This window comes from Paenibacillus alkalitolerans, assembly GCF_016482785.1.
In the GTDB taxonomy this organism is placed as follows: Bacteria; Bacillota; Bacilli; order Paenibacillales; family YIM-B00363; genus Paenibacillus_AE; species Paenibacillus_AE alkalitolerans.
Window position 1 is genome coordinate 137,115 of sequence record NZ_JAEMXM010000011.1, and the last position, 14,953, is coordinate 152,067.

The 14,953-nt window shown below is 53.4% G+C and carries 19 protein-coding genes; all 19 read left to right on the plus strand.

Features of this window, described 5'->3' with window-relative positions; all coding sequences use genetic code 11:
• Positions 1-6 precede the first annotated feature (6 nt).
• The 19 genes from fliG to flhB all read left to right on the plus strand — a co-directional run bounded on the left by fliG (position 7) and on the right by flhB (position 14,937).
• Complete coding sequence (gene fliG / locus JET16_RS17630) at positions 7-1,029, plus strand: flagellar motor switch protein FliG (RefSeq protein ID WP_199617953.1); 1,023 nt, start codon at positions 7-9, stop codon at positions 1,027-1,029.
• Positions 1,022-1,846 (plus strand): flagellar assembly protein FliH, encoded by an 825-nt coding sequence (gene fliH, locus JET16_RS17635; protein ID WP_199617955.1) that lies wholly within the window; start codon positions 1,022-1,024, stop codon positions 1,844-1,846. The genes fliG and fliH overlap by 8 nt, the downstream gene beginning before the upstream one ends.
• Positions 1,843-3,177: a flagellar protein export ATPase FliI gene (gene fliI, locus JET16_RS17640; protein ID WP_325176716.1), complete on the plus strand. Its 1,335-nt coding sequence runs from the start codon at positions 1,843-1,845 to the stop codon at positions 3,175-3,177. The genes fliH and fliI overlap by 4 nt, the downstream gene beginning before the upstream one ends.
• Before the next feature lie 8 nt (positions 3,178-3,185).
• The gene (gene fliJ / locus JET16_RS17645) at positions 3,186-3,623 is read left to right on the plus strand and encodes a flagellar export protein FliJ (protein ID WP_199617957.1); all 438 of its coding nucleotides are present in this window, start codon (positions 3,186-3,188) and stop codon (positions 3,621-3,623) included.
• 37 nt (positions 3,624-3,660) lie between these two features.
• Entirely contained in the window at positions 3,661-4,575 is a 915-nt protein-coding gene (locus JET16_RS17650) for a hypothetical protein (protein WP_199617959.1), read from the plus strand.
• Between the two features lie 48 nt (positions 4,576-4,623).
• Positions 4,624-6,105 (plus strand): flagellar hook-length control protein FliK, encoded by a 1,482-nt coding sequence (locus JET16_RS17655; RefSeq protein WP_199617961.1) that lies wholly within the window; start codon positions 4,624-4,626, stop codon positions 6,103-6,105.
• 18 nt (positions 6,106-6,123) lie between these two features.
• Positions 6,124-6,582, plus strand: a complete 459-nt coding sequence (locus JET16_RS17660) for a flagellar hook capping FlgD N-terminal domain-containing protein (protein WP_199617963.1) — start codon at positions 6,124-6,126, stop codon at positions 6,580-6,582.
• The gene (locus tag JET16_RS17665; RefSeq protein WP_199617965.1) at positions 6,579-6,965 is read left to right on the plus strand and encodes a TIGR02530 family flagellar biosynthesis protein; all 387 of its coding nucleotides are present in this window, start codon (positions 6,579-6,581) and stop codon (positions 6,963-6,965) included. Before JET16_RS17660 ends, JET16_RS17665 begins: the two co-directional genes overlap by 4 nt.
• An 81-nt stretch (positions 6,966-7,046) precedes the next feature.
• Positions 7,047-7,865, plus strand: coding sequence for a flagellar basal body rod protein FlgG (gene flgG / locus JET16_RS17670; protein ID WP_199617967.1), 819 nt, complete (start codon positions 7,047-7,049; stop codon positions 7,863-7,865).
• 80 nt (positions 7,866-7,945) lie between these two features.
• A complete protein-coding gene (locus tag JET16_RS17675; protein ID WP_199617969.1) occupies positions 7,946-8,170 on the plus strand; it encodes a flagellar FlbD family protein in 225 nt (74 codons plus the stop codon).
• Positions 8,171-8,175: 5 nt separating this feature from the next.
• Complete coding sequence (locus JET16_RS17680; protein WP_233531813.1) at positions 8,176-8,646, plus strand: flagellar basal body-associated FliL family protein; 471 nt, start codon at positions 8,176-8,178, stop codon at positions 8,644-8,646.
• A gap of 47 nt (positions 8,647-8,693) precedes the next feature.
• The gene (gene fliM, locus JET16_RS17685; protein ID WP_199617973.1) at positions 8,694-9,692 is read left to right on the plus strand and encodes a flagellar motor switch protein FliM; all 999 of its coding nucleotides are present in this window, start codon (positions 8,694-8,696) and stop codon (positions 9,690-9,692) included.
• A complete protein-coding gene (fliY, locus tag JET16_RS17690) occupies positions 9,682-10,944 on the plus strand; it encodes a flagellar motor switch phosphatase FliY (RefSeq protein ID WP_199617975.1) in 1,263 nt (420 codons plus the stop codon). Before fliM ends, fliY begins: the two co-directional genes overlap by 11 nt.
• Positions 10,945-11,031: 87 nt before the next feature.
• On the plus strand, positions 11,032-11,394 hold the full coding sequence (locus JET16_RS17695) for a response regulator (RefSeq protein ID WP_199617977.1): 363 nt from the start codon (positions 11,032-11,034) through the stop codon (positions 11,392-11,394).
• Positions 11,395-11,403: 9 nt separating this feature from the next.
• Positions 11,404-11,985, plus strand: coding sequence for a flagellar biosynthetic protein FliO (locus JET16_RS17700; RefSeq protein ID WP_199617979.1), 582 nt, complete (start codon positions 11,404-11,406; stop codon positions 11,983-11,985).
• A complete protein-coding gene (gene fliP / locus JET16_RS17705; protein WP_199617981.1) occupies positions 11,982-12,734 on the plus strand; it encodes a flagellar type III secretion system pore protein FliP in 753 nt (250 codons plus the stop codon). The genes JET16_RS17700 and fliP overlap by 4 nt, the downstream gene beginning before the upstream one ends.
• Positions 12,735-12,756: 22 nt before the next feature.
• Positions 12,757-13,026, plus strand: a complete 270-nt coding sequence (fliQ, locus tag JET16_RS17710) for a flagellar biosynthesis protein FliQ (RefSeq protein ID WP_199617983.1) — start codon at positions 12,757-12,759, stop codon at positions 13,024-13,026.
• 11 nt (positions 13,027-13,037) lie between these two features.
• Positions 13,038-13,823 (plus strand): flagellar biosynthetic protein FliR, encoded by a 786-nt coding sequence (gene fliR, locus JET16_RS17715; protein WP_199617985.1) that lies wholly within the window; start codon positions 13,038-13,040, stop codon positions 13,821-13,823.
• A 55-nt stretch (positions 13,824-13,878) separates the two neighbouring features.
• The gene (flhB, locus tag JET16_RS17720) at positions 13,879-14,937 is read left to right on the plus strand and encodes a flagellar biosynthesis protein FlhB (protein WP_199618075.1); all 1,059 of its coding nucleotides are present in this window, start codon (positions 13,879-13,881) and stop codon (positions 14,935-14,937) included.
• Positions 14,938-14,953: the final 16 nt, after the last annotated feature.

Genomic DNA, 14,953 nt, shown 5'->3' on the forward strand with positions numbered 1-14,953 from the left:
TAGTACTTGGTGAAAGGGCAGCAACAGCAGCACGTATTATCCGGACGACAGAAAGCGGCCATTCTGCTCATTACGCTCGGACCGGAAGTGTCCGCTCAAGTATTCAAGCAATTGAGAGATGAAGAAATCGAACAATTGACTCTCGAAATAGCCAACGTGCGGAAGGTGGACAACGCCGAGAAAGAAGCGATTATGACGGAGTTTCACCAAATCGCCCTGGCTCAGGAGTATCTCACGCAGGGCGGCATCAATTATGCGAAAGAAATTTTGGAAAAAGCGCTCGGTACGACCAAAGCGATGGAAGTCATCAACCGGTTGACGGCAACGCTTCAGGTCAGACCTTTCGATTTTGCAAGAAAAGCCGATCCTGCTCAAATTTTAAACTTTATCCAGAACGAAAACGCGCAAACGATCGCGCTTGTCTTATCTTACTTGCTGCCGGAGCAAGCGGCCGCCATCCTGTCTTCATTGCCCCAAGAAAAACAGGCGGACGTGGCCAAACGGATCGCTTTGATGGACAGCACTTCACCGGAAGTCATTTCTCAGGTTGAGCGCGTATTGGAACAGAAGCTGTCGGCGACCGTAACGCAAGACTATACATCCGCCGGTGGCATCGAAGCGATCGTGCAAATCCTTAACGGCGTCGACCGCGGAACGGAACGCACGATCCTCGATTCGCTGGAGATACAAGATCCCGAATTGGCGGAAGAAATCAAGAAGCGGATGTTCGTGTTCGAGGATATCGTCAATCTCGACAACCGTTCGATTCAACGGATCATTCGCGATATCGAGAACGCGGATCTGCAGTTGGCGTTGAAGGTGGCGAGCGACGAGGTGCGGGAGGCGATTTTCCGAAACATGTCCAAGCGTATGTCGGACACGTTCAAGGAAGAGATGGAATACATGGGCCCCGTCCGTCTCCGCGACGTCGAGGAAGCGCAAACGCGGATCGTCGCGACGATTCGCAGGTTAGAGGAATCCGGAGAAATCATTATCGCCCGCGGCGGGGGAGACGATATCATTGTCTAACGTAATCAAACCGCATGCATACGTATCGATGGACGAGAAGCAGAAGATCGAAGCGTTCGTCTACTGCCCGCCGGCCGCGCCCGCCGTTGTTGAAGCAGACACGCAGTCAGCCGGCCGGGATCATCCTATTCAGGCGGAAATGGCGGATAAGATGCTTGCCGACGCGAAGCTAGCCGCTGAAGAGCTGCTAAAGCTTGCCGCCGAAGAAACTGCACAGATGCGCGAGCATGCCGCCGCGGAAATCGATGCTTGGTGGAACGAACGGCGAATCGAGGATTTAAGGGTTATCGAAGAGAGCCGGCAGAGCGGATTCGAAGCGGGATATCGCGAAGGGCTTCAACAAGCCGAGCGCGAGATCAGAGAGCGATATGAGGCGCTGCTCCATGAAGCCGGGCAATTAATCGAGCACGCCCATCGGGTCAAGGAGGCGACCATTTCCGAAGCGGAGCCGTTTCTAGTCGAGCTGTCGCTTGGAATCGCGCGGAAGATCATCGGCCGTCATGTCGAAGGTTCTCCCGAATGGACGGTCGCTCATGTAAAGAAGACGCTGGAACGGCGAAGGGAGAAAGGAATCGTTACGCTGTGCGTCGCCCCGTCCCAGTTCGGCAAGATGCAGGACGCCCGGGCCGAGTTGTCGCTTGCGATCGATTCCCAGGCGGAGCTTCAAATCGTGCCCGACAATACCGTCGATGAAGGCGGTTGCGTGGTACGCACTTCTTTCGGGAGCATCGACGCGCGAATCGACACCCAATTGGCCGAAGTGAAGAAAGCGCTGTTGGAAGTCGCTCTATCAGGCGAAGAGGGTGACCGGATTTGAACACATCCAAATCCTCACCGCTCGATGTGAAGAAGTACTTGGAAGCAATGTCGCAGCTCGACCCCGTCCGGGTGAACGGGAAAGTGACGCAAGTAATCGGTTTGACGGTAGAATCCGAAGGGCCGGATACGAAGCTGGGCGATATTTGTTACATTTACCCCGGTAAAGGCGCGCCTCCGGTACAGGCCGAGGTCGTCGGATTTCGCAATAATAAAGTCATTCTAATGCCTCTTGGCGAACTGCACTCCGTCGGCCCGGGCTGCGATGTCGTCGGTACCGGCAAACCGTTGACGGTGAAAGTCGGTCACGAGCTGCTCGGCAAAGTGTTGGACGGTTTGGGAGTGCCGCTGGACGGCTCGCCGTTACCTGCGCGAATGCAGGAGATGCCGGCAAATAACGCGCCGGTCAGCCCGTTGAAGCGGGCGCGCGTACTGACGCCGCTCTCGGTCGGCGTCCGCTGCATCGACGGGCTGCTCACGATCGGAAAAGGACAGCGGGCCGGCATCTTTGCCGGTTCGGGCGTAGGCAAGTCGACTTTGCTCGGGATGATAGCGCGCAATACGGCCGCCGATGTCAACGTGATCGGCCTTATCGGGGAACGCGGCCGTGAAGTGCTCGACTTCATCGAACGGGATCTCGGTCCGGAAGGATTGGCCCGTTCCGTCGTCGTCGTGGCCACTTCCGACCAACCGGCATTGATTCGTATGAAGGGCGCTCTCATCGCGACGGCGATCGCGGAATATTTTCGGGACCGGGGATTGGACGTCATGATGATGATGGATTCCGTGACACGGTATGCGACGGCGCTGCGCGAAGTCGGTTTGGCAGTAGGCGAACCGCCTGCGACCAGAGGGTACACCCCTTCGGTGTTCGCAAACTTGCCGAAGCTGCTGGAACGTGCAGGAACCGGACCGAAAGGTTCGATCACCGCGTTCTATACCGTGCTCGTAGATGGAGACGACATGAACGAACCGGTGGCGGATGCCGTCCGCGGCATTCTTGACGGTCACATCGTTCTTGACCGCCGCTTGGCCGGCCGGGGCCATTATCCGTCGATCGACGTGCTTTCCAGCGTATCGAGGGTGATGAGCGAAGTGGCCGCGAAAGAACAAATACAGGCGGCCAATCAATTCAAGAAGCTCTTGTCCGTCTATAGAGAATCCGAAGATTTGATCAACATCGGCGCCTACAAGCAAGGTTCCAGTCCGGATATCGACACGGCGCTGCAGTATATTCAGCAAATTTGGGAATTCAGCAAACAAGACGTTGACGAGAAAACGACGCTTCAAGAAGCCCGCGAACGGCTCGTACAACAGTTTCACGGAGGTTGATCCGCAGCATGCGATTTGCATACCGATTGCAAAAAATCGTCGATTTGAAGACGAATGAGAAGAAGCAAGCCGAGTCCGGGCTGTCCGCGGCCATCACCGCGTTGAACGAGGAAGAGCGCAGACGCAGCGGGTTGGTTGACGAGAAGCTCTCGCTCCAAGAACAAATTTCGGGAGGCGCGGCCGGTTCGCTGCCCGTATCGGAGCTGATGCTCATCCAGCGGTATATCGATCACCTTGACGATCAAATACAGCGCTCGGAACGAAATATCGATTCGGCGCAGAGAAACGTTGAGCATAGCAGGCAGCACTTGACGGAGCGGATGGTCGACGAAAAAGTATGGGCGAAAGTAAGGGAAAAAGCGCACGTCGCCCATACCGCACGTGTCGAAAAGCAATCGCAAAATCAACTCGATGACATGGCCGCCGTGCGGGCCCGCAACGCGTAGCGGCACACTACCGAGATCGGAAAGGGAATGAAGAGCAATGCCGGAACTTGAAACCGAAAAATCGTACGGATGGTTCGAACGATTCCTCTTCTATACGCTGCCGGTGCTCTTCGCGCTGCTGCTTACGGGGGTGCTTCTCACCGTGTTCGGATACGACGTTATGAACGAAGTGCTTCGAGCGGCCAATAAAATTCCCGTCGTTTCCGAAGCGGTTCCCGATCCGCTGCCGTCCGAAGCCGAGCTGCGGGAAGCGATCAAACATTCGGCGGAACAAGCGGCTCCGGAAAAGAGCTACTCGGAAGAAGAGGTGCTCGCTCTAAGGACTTCTATCGAGGAAAAACAAACGCTCCTCGATCAATTGGGTTCGGAAAGCGAAAAGAAGGACGAACTAATCGCTCAGCTGTCTGAAGAGGTGAAGAAGCTCCAAGCGCAGCTCGAGGATGTCACGTTGAGCGATGAAGAATACGATGTCGGCATTCAAAATTTAGCGGAAGTGTACGCGAACATGTCTCCGGGCAAAGCGGCCCCGGTGTTGGAAAGCTTGACGATTCGTGAGCGCGTTCTTGTGTTGAGCCGGATGAAGCAAGACGATCAAGTCCGCATCTTGGAGAAGATGGAACCGAAAGCTGCGGCGGAGACGTCGATCCGGTTGAAAGACGTCATTCCGGCGAAGGATCTTCAAATCGCCGCGCTGCAAGAGCGGCTGGAGCAAAGCGGCAACCCGCAGGCGGCATCCGCGGCCGGCTTGACGAAAAGCGAGGTAAGCGAAACGTTCGCAAGGATGTCGCCGGACAATGCGGCAGCCGTATTGCTTGAGATGTCCAAATCGAATCTTACGCAAGTCGTTGCCATTCTGAGGCTGATGGAAGCCGGCGCGCGCGCGTCCGTCCTTAACGCTTTAACGGAATTATCCGAGGAGCAGACGGCAAAAATTACGGCGAAGCTCGGGTAGCATTCATATGCGCCGGGGGTGCTCCTCTTGAAAGGAGGTGAATATAAGATGAATCCGATGATGATTACCGCAAACGCAACCATTGGAAATATGACGGCAACTTCCGTTAACTCCGCTCTTGCATCGGCGTCCGCCGCGAATGGCCAGAGAGCCTCAGCAACCGATTCGCAGCTTCCCGCTTTCGCATCGCTTCTGCTCGGTTTGTTTTCCGGCAGCGCTTCCGACACTGCAAAGACTACGGAACTCCCGTTGACTCTTCATGCGAATCCGGCTGCGGATAGCATATCTTCCGCGGCAGAGGCAGAGGGGGAAGAGGGAGAGACCGCGGAGGAGATGCTTTCACAGCTTCTGCAGCTGCTTGAAGCGATGCCTGCCGAATGGAAGCAATCTTTCGAGTCGTGGGTCCCTGCCCGGCAGTGGATATCTGCAGCCAAGGCGGAATTGGCCATAGCGACAGGCGACGTGATAGTGCCGGCACAACCTGCGCTCACCGGTCAGCCGCTTTCGGAAGGCGAATCTGCAGCGGGTGGGACGAATGACGAATTCCGTTCTCTCTTGACGCGGCTTTCGGAAGTTCTTTCCAAAGAAAGCGGAAACGCACCGTTGCTCCGCACGGCGGCAGAGGCGAAACAAGCGGTGAAGCAGTTTATCTCGGCAATGAAAACCGCGCCGAATGAACAGGCAGCGGTGCATGACGAGACGGTTCCGTTACGCAACGGCGCCGCGCAACGCCTTGTTGACGGTTCTGCTGCACATGTAATATCGCGCTCGGGCATTACCGCCATGCTGACACAGCTTAACGGCAAACTGTCAGGCGCTTCCGAGAGCGGAGTCAGCGTTGCCGCCGCAAATCCAAACCCGCACCTGGCGGCAATGGATTCGAAGTTCGCAGCCGTTCGATTGTCGGTCATTCACGAGCCTTCGCAAATCGTTTCACCGGAGCCGGTTACTTCGACGGAATCGAAACCGCCGACGGAAGGTACGAGTTTGTTCCCGGCCGCTGCCGAAAGCTCGAAAGGCGCTTCAAGCGAAGCTTTGCAGCGCAGCGATGCATCTCCCCGGCGGATGAACGCAGCCGCCTTCTCGGATGAGATGACGGAATGGATTATGAGGCAAACTGCGGGCGGGAGAACCGGATCGGTGACCGAAGCGAAAATATCGCTCTTCCCCGAACATTTGGGGCAGGTTGAAGTGAAGCTCACGGTTCATAACGGGCAGTTGACCGCGTTGTTTACCGCGGAGTCGCCGATGGCGAAAGACATGCTCGAAGTCAACTTGGCGACGCTTCGCTCGAATTTGCAGAATCAAGGCGTACATGTGGAAAAATTGGAAGTTTCCCAACAAGCGGCGCTCGGCTCCGGAATGTTCCAAGACGGTAAGCAGCGGCGTCCGGCCGAACGCGATTCCCGCCAAACCAAACAGCGTGACGGAGAGGGAATCGAAGAGCGGACCGATTCAAGCTTGCGCTTGGATGAATCGGAGCACAGCCGCATCCGAACATATGGAAGCTCGTTCCACGCCACAGCGTAACAGGAGGTGAGTGCTCATATGGCAAATCAGACAAGTGTAACGGGCACGAAAAATGTTTGGCCTTATTACGCGAAAGGAAACCTTCCTCCAAGCAAAAGCAGCGGCGGAAACGAGTTGGGGAAAGATCAATTTCTACATATTTTAATTACTCAGCTCCGGCATCAAGATCCGATGCAGCCTATGCAGGACCGGGAGTTCATCGCGCAGATGGCCCAGTTCTCCACCGTGGAACAAATTATGAATATGGGCAATGAACTGACGATGCTGCGGCAGTCGTTCGGATTTTCATCCGGATTGATCGGGAAGACGGTCACGTGGAACGTCTACGACGCCAGTGGAAAAATCAGCGGAACGAAGACGGGCATCGTCGATGCGATCGTCATGAAAGACGGGAAGCAGTATCTGAAATCCGGGACGAATGAAGTGCTGTTGGAATCGATCGTGAAAATCGAGCAAGGGGAGGTCGCAGCCGAATGACGAATACGTTTACCGTCGGCCGATTGTACCCTCAGCCGATGCCTTCGAAACCGGTGACGCCGGCAGGGAAACCGGGCGCGTCGTCAGGCTCTGGCGCATCCTCGTTTCACGCCATATTGGAAGAGAAGCGTGTTTCTTTCAGCCACCATGCGGAGCAGCGGCTTCAGCAAAGAGGCATTCGCCTTGAACCCGAGCAGCTCGCCAAGCTGGGAGGAGCGATCGACAAAGCGGCTTCCAAGGGTGCGAAAGATTCGCTCGTATTGTTCCAAGATATGGCGTTTATCGTGAACGTAAAAAACAGGACGGTTGTGACGGCAATGGATGACGCCGCGATGAAAGACCATGTGTTTACGCAAATCGACAGCACCGTAGTGGTGCGGTAGGGGTTGGCCCGATAAGGAAACCCCGTCACGCCGAACGACCGAAGCGTGACAAACATTCAAATTTTGGGAGGACTGCTTTACATGCTTAGATCCATGTATTCGGGCATTTCGGGTATGAGAGGCTTTCAAACGAAGCTTGACGTAATCGGCAACAATATCGCGAACGTAAACACCGTCGGTTACAAAGCGGGCAGGGTTATGTTTAAAGACATCTTGAGCCAGACCGTCTCCGGGATCACCGCTCCGGAAGAAGGAGTACGCGGAGGCGTGAACGCAAGGCAAATCGGTCTCGGCGTCACGCTCGGCGCGATCGATACGGTCCATACGCCCGGAAGCGCCATGACAACGAACGTTGTCACGGACTTACGCATAGACGGAGACGGTTTTTTTGCAGTTAAAGCTTCTGAGGATCAAGATGTTCCTTATTTGACTCGCGCAGGCAACTTTACACTTGACGGAGCCCGCCAGCTCGTAACGGCGGACGGATTGTTCGTCCAAACGGAAGGTGGCGGCAACATCGTAATGGGTGACGAAGTAACAGCGTTCTCGATCGCGCAGGACGGTACGATCATCGCCGTGAACGCCGACGGCACGAGCGCTCCTACCGATTATAAAATCGGTGTTGTGAAGGTAGCGAACCCAGGCGCGCTGGAGAAGCTCGGAGGCAACCTGTACCGGCCAAATACAAACTCCAATCCTGACGAAGTCCAAATCGAGTCAGCCGGCGACCCCGAACTCGGAACAGGCGCAATCATATCCGGCCAGCTCGAGATGTCCAACGTGGACTTGACGAACGAATTTACGGAGATGATCGTCGCCCAGCGCGGCTTCCAAGCGAACTCCCGCATTATTACGACATCGGACGAAGTGCTTCAGGAAGTCGTGAATCTGAAACGATAATTTTTCGTAATCCGGCATTCCGTGCAAGAGGAGGATAGCCTCCTCTTGTGCGTGCCGGGTAACGCCGGAGGGAAACAAACTTGATAACCGTTACCCGCCTCAACGGTTCAAGAGTGACCGTAAACGCTCTTTTTATAGAAATGATCGAAGAAACGCCCGACACGATACTGACGCTCACAACAGGCAAAAAAATCGTCGTCACGGAAAAAACGGCGGAAGTGATCCAGTTGATGCAAACGTATTTGCGCGGTATCGGGGTCGCCAGAGCTATCGTGGATTTTCAACATTCGGAGGGGTCCCAGTGAGAAAGATGCTGCCTTGGCTCATCGTGATTCTGCTCGCCGTTACGCTCATTATCGGCGCCGCGTTCTTGTTATGGAATATGTTCGAGCGTCAATCGACGCCGGAAGACCCGAGAGCCGCGGCGAAAGAACATGCGGAGTCGGTTAAGGCGGAACACGTGAACGCCGAGGATCTGAAAGAAATGACGTTCGCGATCGACGAAATTATTACGAATCTTTCCGATCAGACGTATTTTGTCAATGCAAGTTTTACGTTCGAGATGGACAGCAAAGAAGCGAAACACGAATTCGAGCTGCTCGAATTCAAGATGAAGGACGTCATTAACACCACCCTTTCCGACATGACGCCTCAGCAAGTGAAGGGAAGCGCCGGTATCGACGCAATCAGTTCCGCCCTATTGAACAAGTCGAACGAATTGCTTCATGAAGGTAAGGTAAGGCATGTTTACGTCACAAAATTCATCGTTACCGAACAATAATATTAACGTGCCTATCCGATTCCGTTCAAAAAAGAGGGTGACCCCCAATGGTTGACGTACTTTCGCAAAACGAGATAGACGCCCTGTTAGCGGCTTTATCGTCGGGCGAAATGGACGCGGAAGAACTGAAAAAAGAAGATACGCAGAAGAAGGTTCGTTCTTACGATTTCAAGCGTGCCGTACGTTTCTCGAAAGACCATATACGAAGCCTTACCAGAATCCATGAGAACTTCGCCAGGTTTTTAACGACGTACTTTTCCGCGCAGCTTCGAACATTCGTGCAGATCAACGTCGTTCAGGTGGAACAGCTTCCATACGACGAATTCATACGATCCATCCCGAAGATGACGATCTTAAACATCTTTGAGGCCGAGCCTCTGGAAGGCCGTATGGTGCTGGAAGTTCATCCGAACGTCGCATTCGCCATGGTTGACAGATTGCTGGGCGGCACCGGAACCTCGCCGTCCAAAATTGCCAGCTTGACCGAAATCGAAACGATCGTAATGGAGCGTATTTTCAGCAAGGCATTCGATAGTTTGCAGGAAGCTTGGAAGACGGTGATCGATCTTCAACCGCGGCTGGAGGCATTGGAGACAAATCCTCAGTTTATGCAGATCGTGTCTCCGAACGAGACGATCGCACTCATCTCCCTGAGTACGAAAATCGGCGACACGACGGGGATGATCAATCTTTGTATCCCGCACGTCGTGCTGGAGCCGATTATGCCTCGGCTGTCCGTAAACAATTTGTTTTTCTCGCCAAAGAAAACTCGCGCCCCCGAAGAAATGGAAGTTCTCCAAGAGAGACTGCACCGGGCCAAGCTGCCTATTATTGCCGAACTCGGGACTTCCCAAGTTACGGTTCGGGAATTTCTGAATTTGGCGGCGGGAGACGTCATTGCATTGCAAAAACCGATTGACGCGGGGCTTGACATAAAGATTGGTGACCGTTGGAAATTCGTAGGGACGCCGGGAACGGTCAAGGGCCGTCTCGCGGTCCAAATTACGGACATCGTGGCCGAAGGAGAAGAGACGAATGACGAATAAAGATTATTTATCGCAGGAGGAAATCGACGCGCTGCTTCGTCAGTCTTCCGAATTGTCGGACGCCGACATGTATGCTGACGCCGGCTCGTCTCCATCGTTAGATGAACTTCTGACGGAAATGGAAAGGGACGCGCTCGGAGAAATCGGCAACATTACGTTCGGCAGCGCTGCGACCGCGTTGTCGACGTTACTCGGCCGCAAGGTTGATATTACGACTCCGAAAGTTACCGTCATACCGAAATCCGAGCTTTCCAACGAGTATCCGAAGCCTCATGTGGCCGTTCATGTAAACTACGTCGACGGATTCCAAGGCATAAATATGCTCGTGATCAAAACGACGGACGCCCAAATCATCGCCGATTTAATGCTTGGAGGAGACGGCAGGCCGAACGAATCGGATGAACTGAACGAGATTCATATCAGCGCCGTACAGGAAGCGATGAATCAAATGATGGGCTCTTCCGCCACGTCGATGTCGACGATCTTCAACCGGTTTGTGAACATTTCGCCGCCGGGCATCGACATCCTTAGCTTCGACAACGGCGAAGATACCCGCTTCAGCACGGAAGAGGCGCTGGTGCAAATCAAGTTCCGGCTCATCATCGGGGATTTGATCGATTCCAACATCATGCAGCTGCTGCCGATTTCTTTCGCGAAAGAAATGGTATCCTCGCTGATGGGCGGAGGGATGGCCGCAAGCGAGGCTGCCCCGGCGGCGATGCCGCAATCGCCGGCCGCTCCGCCGGTTCAACCCGCCGCGCCGAAACAGCCGCAGCACGACCCGCTACCGCCGCCGGCTGCGAATTACGGTTACGAACAAAGCGATGCGCCGGGGTCCGCATATGCGCCGAATGCGTACCAGCAGCATATACCGCATTCGCCCGGCCCGCATCATCAACAACCGTCGCATTACGGGCAAAGCCTGCCGCAAAGGAACGTCCAGCAGGCACAGTTTTCAGATTTGGTTTCGGGCGGCGCCGCGCTCCCCGATGTTCCCAATTTAAACTTGTTGCTGGATATTCCGCTTAAAGTTACTGTTGAGTTGGGAAGAACGCAGCGCCTGATCAAAGATATATTGGAGCTCTCTCAGGGCTCGATTATCGAGCTCGACAAACTTGCTGGCGAGCCGGTCGACATCTTGGTGAACAACAAGCTGATCGCCAAGGGCGAAGTCGTCGTTATCGACGAAAACTTCGGCGTTCGCGTAACCGATATTGTCAGCCAGTGGGATCGTATTCAAAAATTACAGTAACATTAGCGGGATTCCTTTCGAGGTAGTTCTCCGGCAGCCAGATTTACGATAATCGATAAAATTCGCGCAAAGGAAGGAAACAAACTTATGGCAAACAAGATTTTAGTAGTGGATGATGCAGCGTTCATGCGGATGATGATTAAGGACATTTTGACGAAGAACGGATATGAAGTGGTCGGCGAAGCGAGCGACGGCGTTCAAGCGATCGAGAAGTTTAAGGAATCCCGGCCCGATTTGATCACGATGGACATCACGATGCCGGAGATGGACGGAATTACGGCATTGAAAGAAATCAAGAAAATCGATGGCGGCGCAAAGGTTATCATGTGTTCGGCGATGGGGCAACAAGCGATGGTTATCGACGCGATTCAAGCCGGCGCGAAAGATTTTATCGTAAAACCGTTCCAAGCCGACCGCGTCATTGAAGCCATTAAGAAAACGTTGGGATAAACGGAAAGCATGCTTCGTACGTTATCGTCAATTTCTTATCTCGGCGTCGAACCGGATCCGGGGGCCGCACCCGGGATCGATGCGGCTTCCTTCTACGGAAGCTTTGTTCAAGTCATTATTACTCTCGTTGTCATTATCGGCATTATTGTATTGCTTATCCGATTTTTGGCGAAGAAAAACAAGATGTGGTCCGGCGATCGTTCCATGCGGGTGCTTGGAGGCGTCACGCTCGGCCAGCACAAATCGATGCAGGTCGTTGAAATCGGCGGAGCCCTCTATATCGTCGGTGTCGGTGAAAACATCACGCTGATTGATAAAGTTACGGATCAAGAAGCTTTGGAAACGGTGCTGCTTTCCTTGGAAGGCGGCCGTCCGTCCGGTCGTTCCGCAGTTTTCCCTGAGCTGTTCCGGTGGTTTTCCTCGCGGAAAACAGGCAAACAGGAGCAAGCTTACGGAGACGACGCGCATTCGGCGGCTGCGTTCAAGGACTTGCTTCAAACGAAGCTTAAGAGTGTCGCGAACCGCAAAGAAGCGCTTCGGGAATGGATGGACGGCGAAGATGCGCAAAGGCGGTCGAAAGACACACGATGAAAACAATTGCAATAATAATTGCGGCTGCGGCGGTAATATGGAGCTTCGCGCCTGAAGCTCAAGCGTCCTCTCCGATTCCGGGAATCGACGTCAACATCGGCACGTCGGAAGAACCCTCCGACGTCTCGTCGACGTTAAGCATCGTCCTTCTGATTACGGTGCTAAGCTTGGCGCCGGCCATTCTGATCATGATGACAAGCTTTACAAGAATCGTCATAGTGCTTGGTTTCGTACGAACGTCGCTCGCAACGCAGCAGATGCCGCCGAATCAAGTGTTGATCGGATTGGCGTTGTTTCTGACCTTGTTCGTAATGGCGCCGACGATCGGAGAAATTAACGAAACGGCGGTGCAGCCTTACTTGCAAGGAGAACTGGGCCAGACGGAAGCTTTGAACAAAGCGGCGCTTCCGCTGAAGGAGTTCATGTGGAAACATACGAGGCCGAAAGACTTGAAGCTGTTTCTCGACTATTCGAAAGCACCGAAGCCGACGTCTTATAAAGATACTCCTTTGACCGCGTTGGTTCCGGCGTTCGCGATAAGCGAATTGAAAACCGCTTTCGAAATGGGTTTTATGATCTTTATTCCGTTTCTCGTCATCGACATGGTCGTATCAAGCACCTTGATGGCGATGGGGATGATGATGCTTCCGCCGGTCATGATTTCGCTGCCTTTTAAAATATTGTTATTCGTCTTGGTGGACGGATGGTATTTAATCGTCAAATCGCTGCTGTTAAGCTTCAACACATAATACGATTCGGAGTGAAGCGAAAGTGAGATCGGACACGGTCATCCGCATTGCCGGAGAAGCGATATATACGGTGCTAATGGCCAGCGCTCCGATGCTGGTGCTTGCGCTCGTCGTAGGTCTAGTCATCAGCATATTTCAAGCCACAACTCAGATTCAAGAACAGACGCTCGCTTTCGTGCCGAAAATATTGGTCGTGTTGTTGTCCGTCCTCTTTTTCGGTCCGTGGATCCTGTCCAAATTAGTCGATTTTACGTTCCATCTGTTCGACAATTTGTACTTGTACATCAGTTAAGGTGGATTTGCATGGAGCTGGCGCTTACCTTTTTTCCGAATGCATTGCTTATATTTTGCCGAATTACCGGCTTTTTCGTGACAGCGCCCGTGTTCTCCGCTCAAAATAACGTTCCCGTACAATTTCGCATCGGAATATCGGTATTTCTTACACTGATTGCTTTCTTCGGGTCAGGCACGCAAACTCCGGTTCCGTGGGACGGCGCATTTGCTCTATATGCGATTCGGGAGACGTTAATCGGAGTGCTGTTGGGATTTTTGGCTTATCTTTTTTTCACAGTCGTACAAATCGCCGGCTCGTTCATCGACATGCAGATGGGCTTCGGCATTGCCAACGTCATCGACCCGATGACCGGCGCGCAAAGCCCGATTTTCGGCAGCTTCAAGTTTATCGTCGCGATGCTGATTTTCTTAATGATCGACGGTCATCATTACTTGATTGCGGCAATTTTGGACAGCTACCAGGCGATACCGCTAAACAATTCGTTTTTCGAAAAAATCGCTTCAGGCACCGTTACCGAACTTCTGGTCCGGAGCATGTCCGTCGGATTTACGCTGGCGTTCCAGATGGCGGCGCCGATCGTCGCCTCGATGTTTCTGGTCGACGTGGCGCTCGGGATATTATCGAAGACGGCGCCCCAATTCAACATATTCGTTGTGGGAATGCCTCTTAAGATATTAATAGGATTAATGATCACATTCTTGTTGGTGCCCGGCTTTCTCGTTTTGTTCCAGGAATTGTTCGGCACGATGTTCGACCATTTGTTCGAATTGCTGCGGCGGCTGCGCGAGGATTGATCTTATTCGGAGGAGGATATTTGTGGCGCGTTACGCACACGTTCTCGATTTGCAGATGTTCGCGCAAGAGAAGACGGAACCCGCCACGCCGAAGAAGAGGCAGGAAGCGCGCAAGAAAGGTCAGGTCGCCAAGAGCATGGAGCTGCCGGGCGCTTTGATCATGCTGGGCGGTTTCGCTTTGTTCGCCGTGTACGGAGCGTTCATGGGAGACGGCTTGACGAGAATGTTCGCGGCCGCATTTCACGAATATATGCTTTGGGAGGTAACCCCGCAGAACGTAATTACCGTCTTTTCGCAGCTTATGCGTCAAGGTCTGCTCCTTCTGCTGCCGGTCATGGGATTGGCCGTAGTTTTAGCCGTCGTGTCCAATTATATGCAAGTCGGATTTTTGGCAACAGGCGAGCCGTTAAAGATGAAATTGGAAAAACTCAATCCGATCCAAGGCGCGAAAAACATTTTTTCTTTAAAAGCGTTCGTGGAGTTCGTAAAATCGGTGGTCAAGCTGCTGATCATCGGCCTGATTGCTTTCATTACGATATGGGGCGAGCAGGACAAGCTCTTGACGCTCGGTAGAATGCCTCTGGAATCGATGTTCATATATGTTTCGGGAATTACGCTTCGCCTCGGTCTTCTCATCGGTGGGGCTCTCGTCGTCTTAGCGGTGTTCGATTACGCATACCAACGCTTCGAATTTGAGAAGAGCATCCGCATGTCGAAGCAGGATATCAAGGATGAGTACAAGAAAACCGAAGGGGACCCGCTCATCAAGAGCAAAATTCGCGAGAAACAGCGAAGAATGGCGATGCAGCGCATGATGCAGGAGGTTCCGAAAGCGGACGTCGTCATTACGAACCCTACGCACTTTGCCGTGGCGATTCGTTACGACGCATCGGAAATGGAAGCGCCGCAAGTGATCGCCAAAGGCGCGGACTACGTAGCTTTGCGGATCAAGCAGTTGGCCAAAGAGCACGGAGTCGCGCTGATGGAAAACAAACCGTTGGCGCGCGCGCTGTATGCGCAAGCCGACATCGGTGAGACGATTCCGCAGCAGCTGTTCCAGTCCGTCGCGGAAGTACTCGCTTACGTATATAACCTGAGAAAGAAAAAGTTCTAGCGCATGACAAGTACGA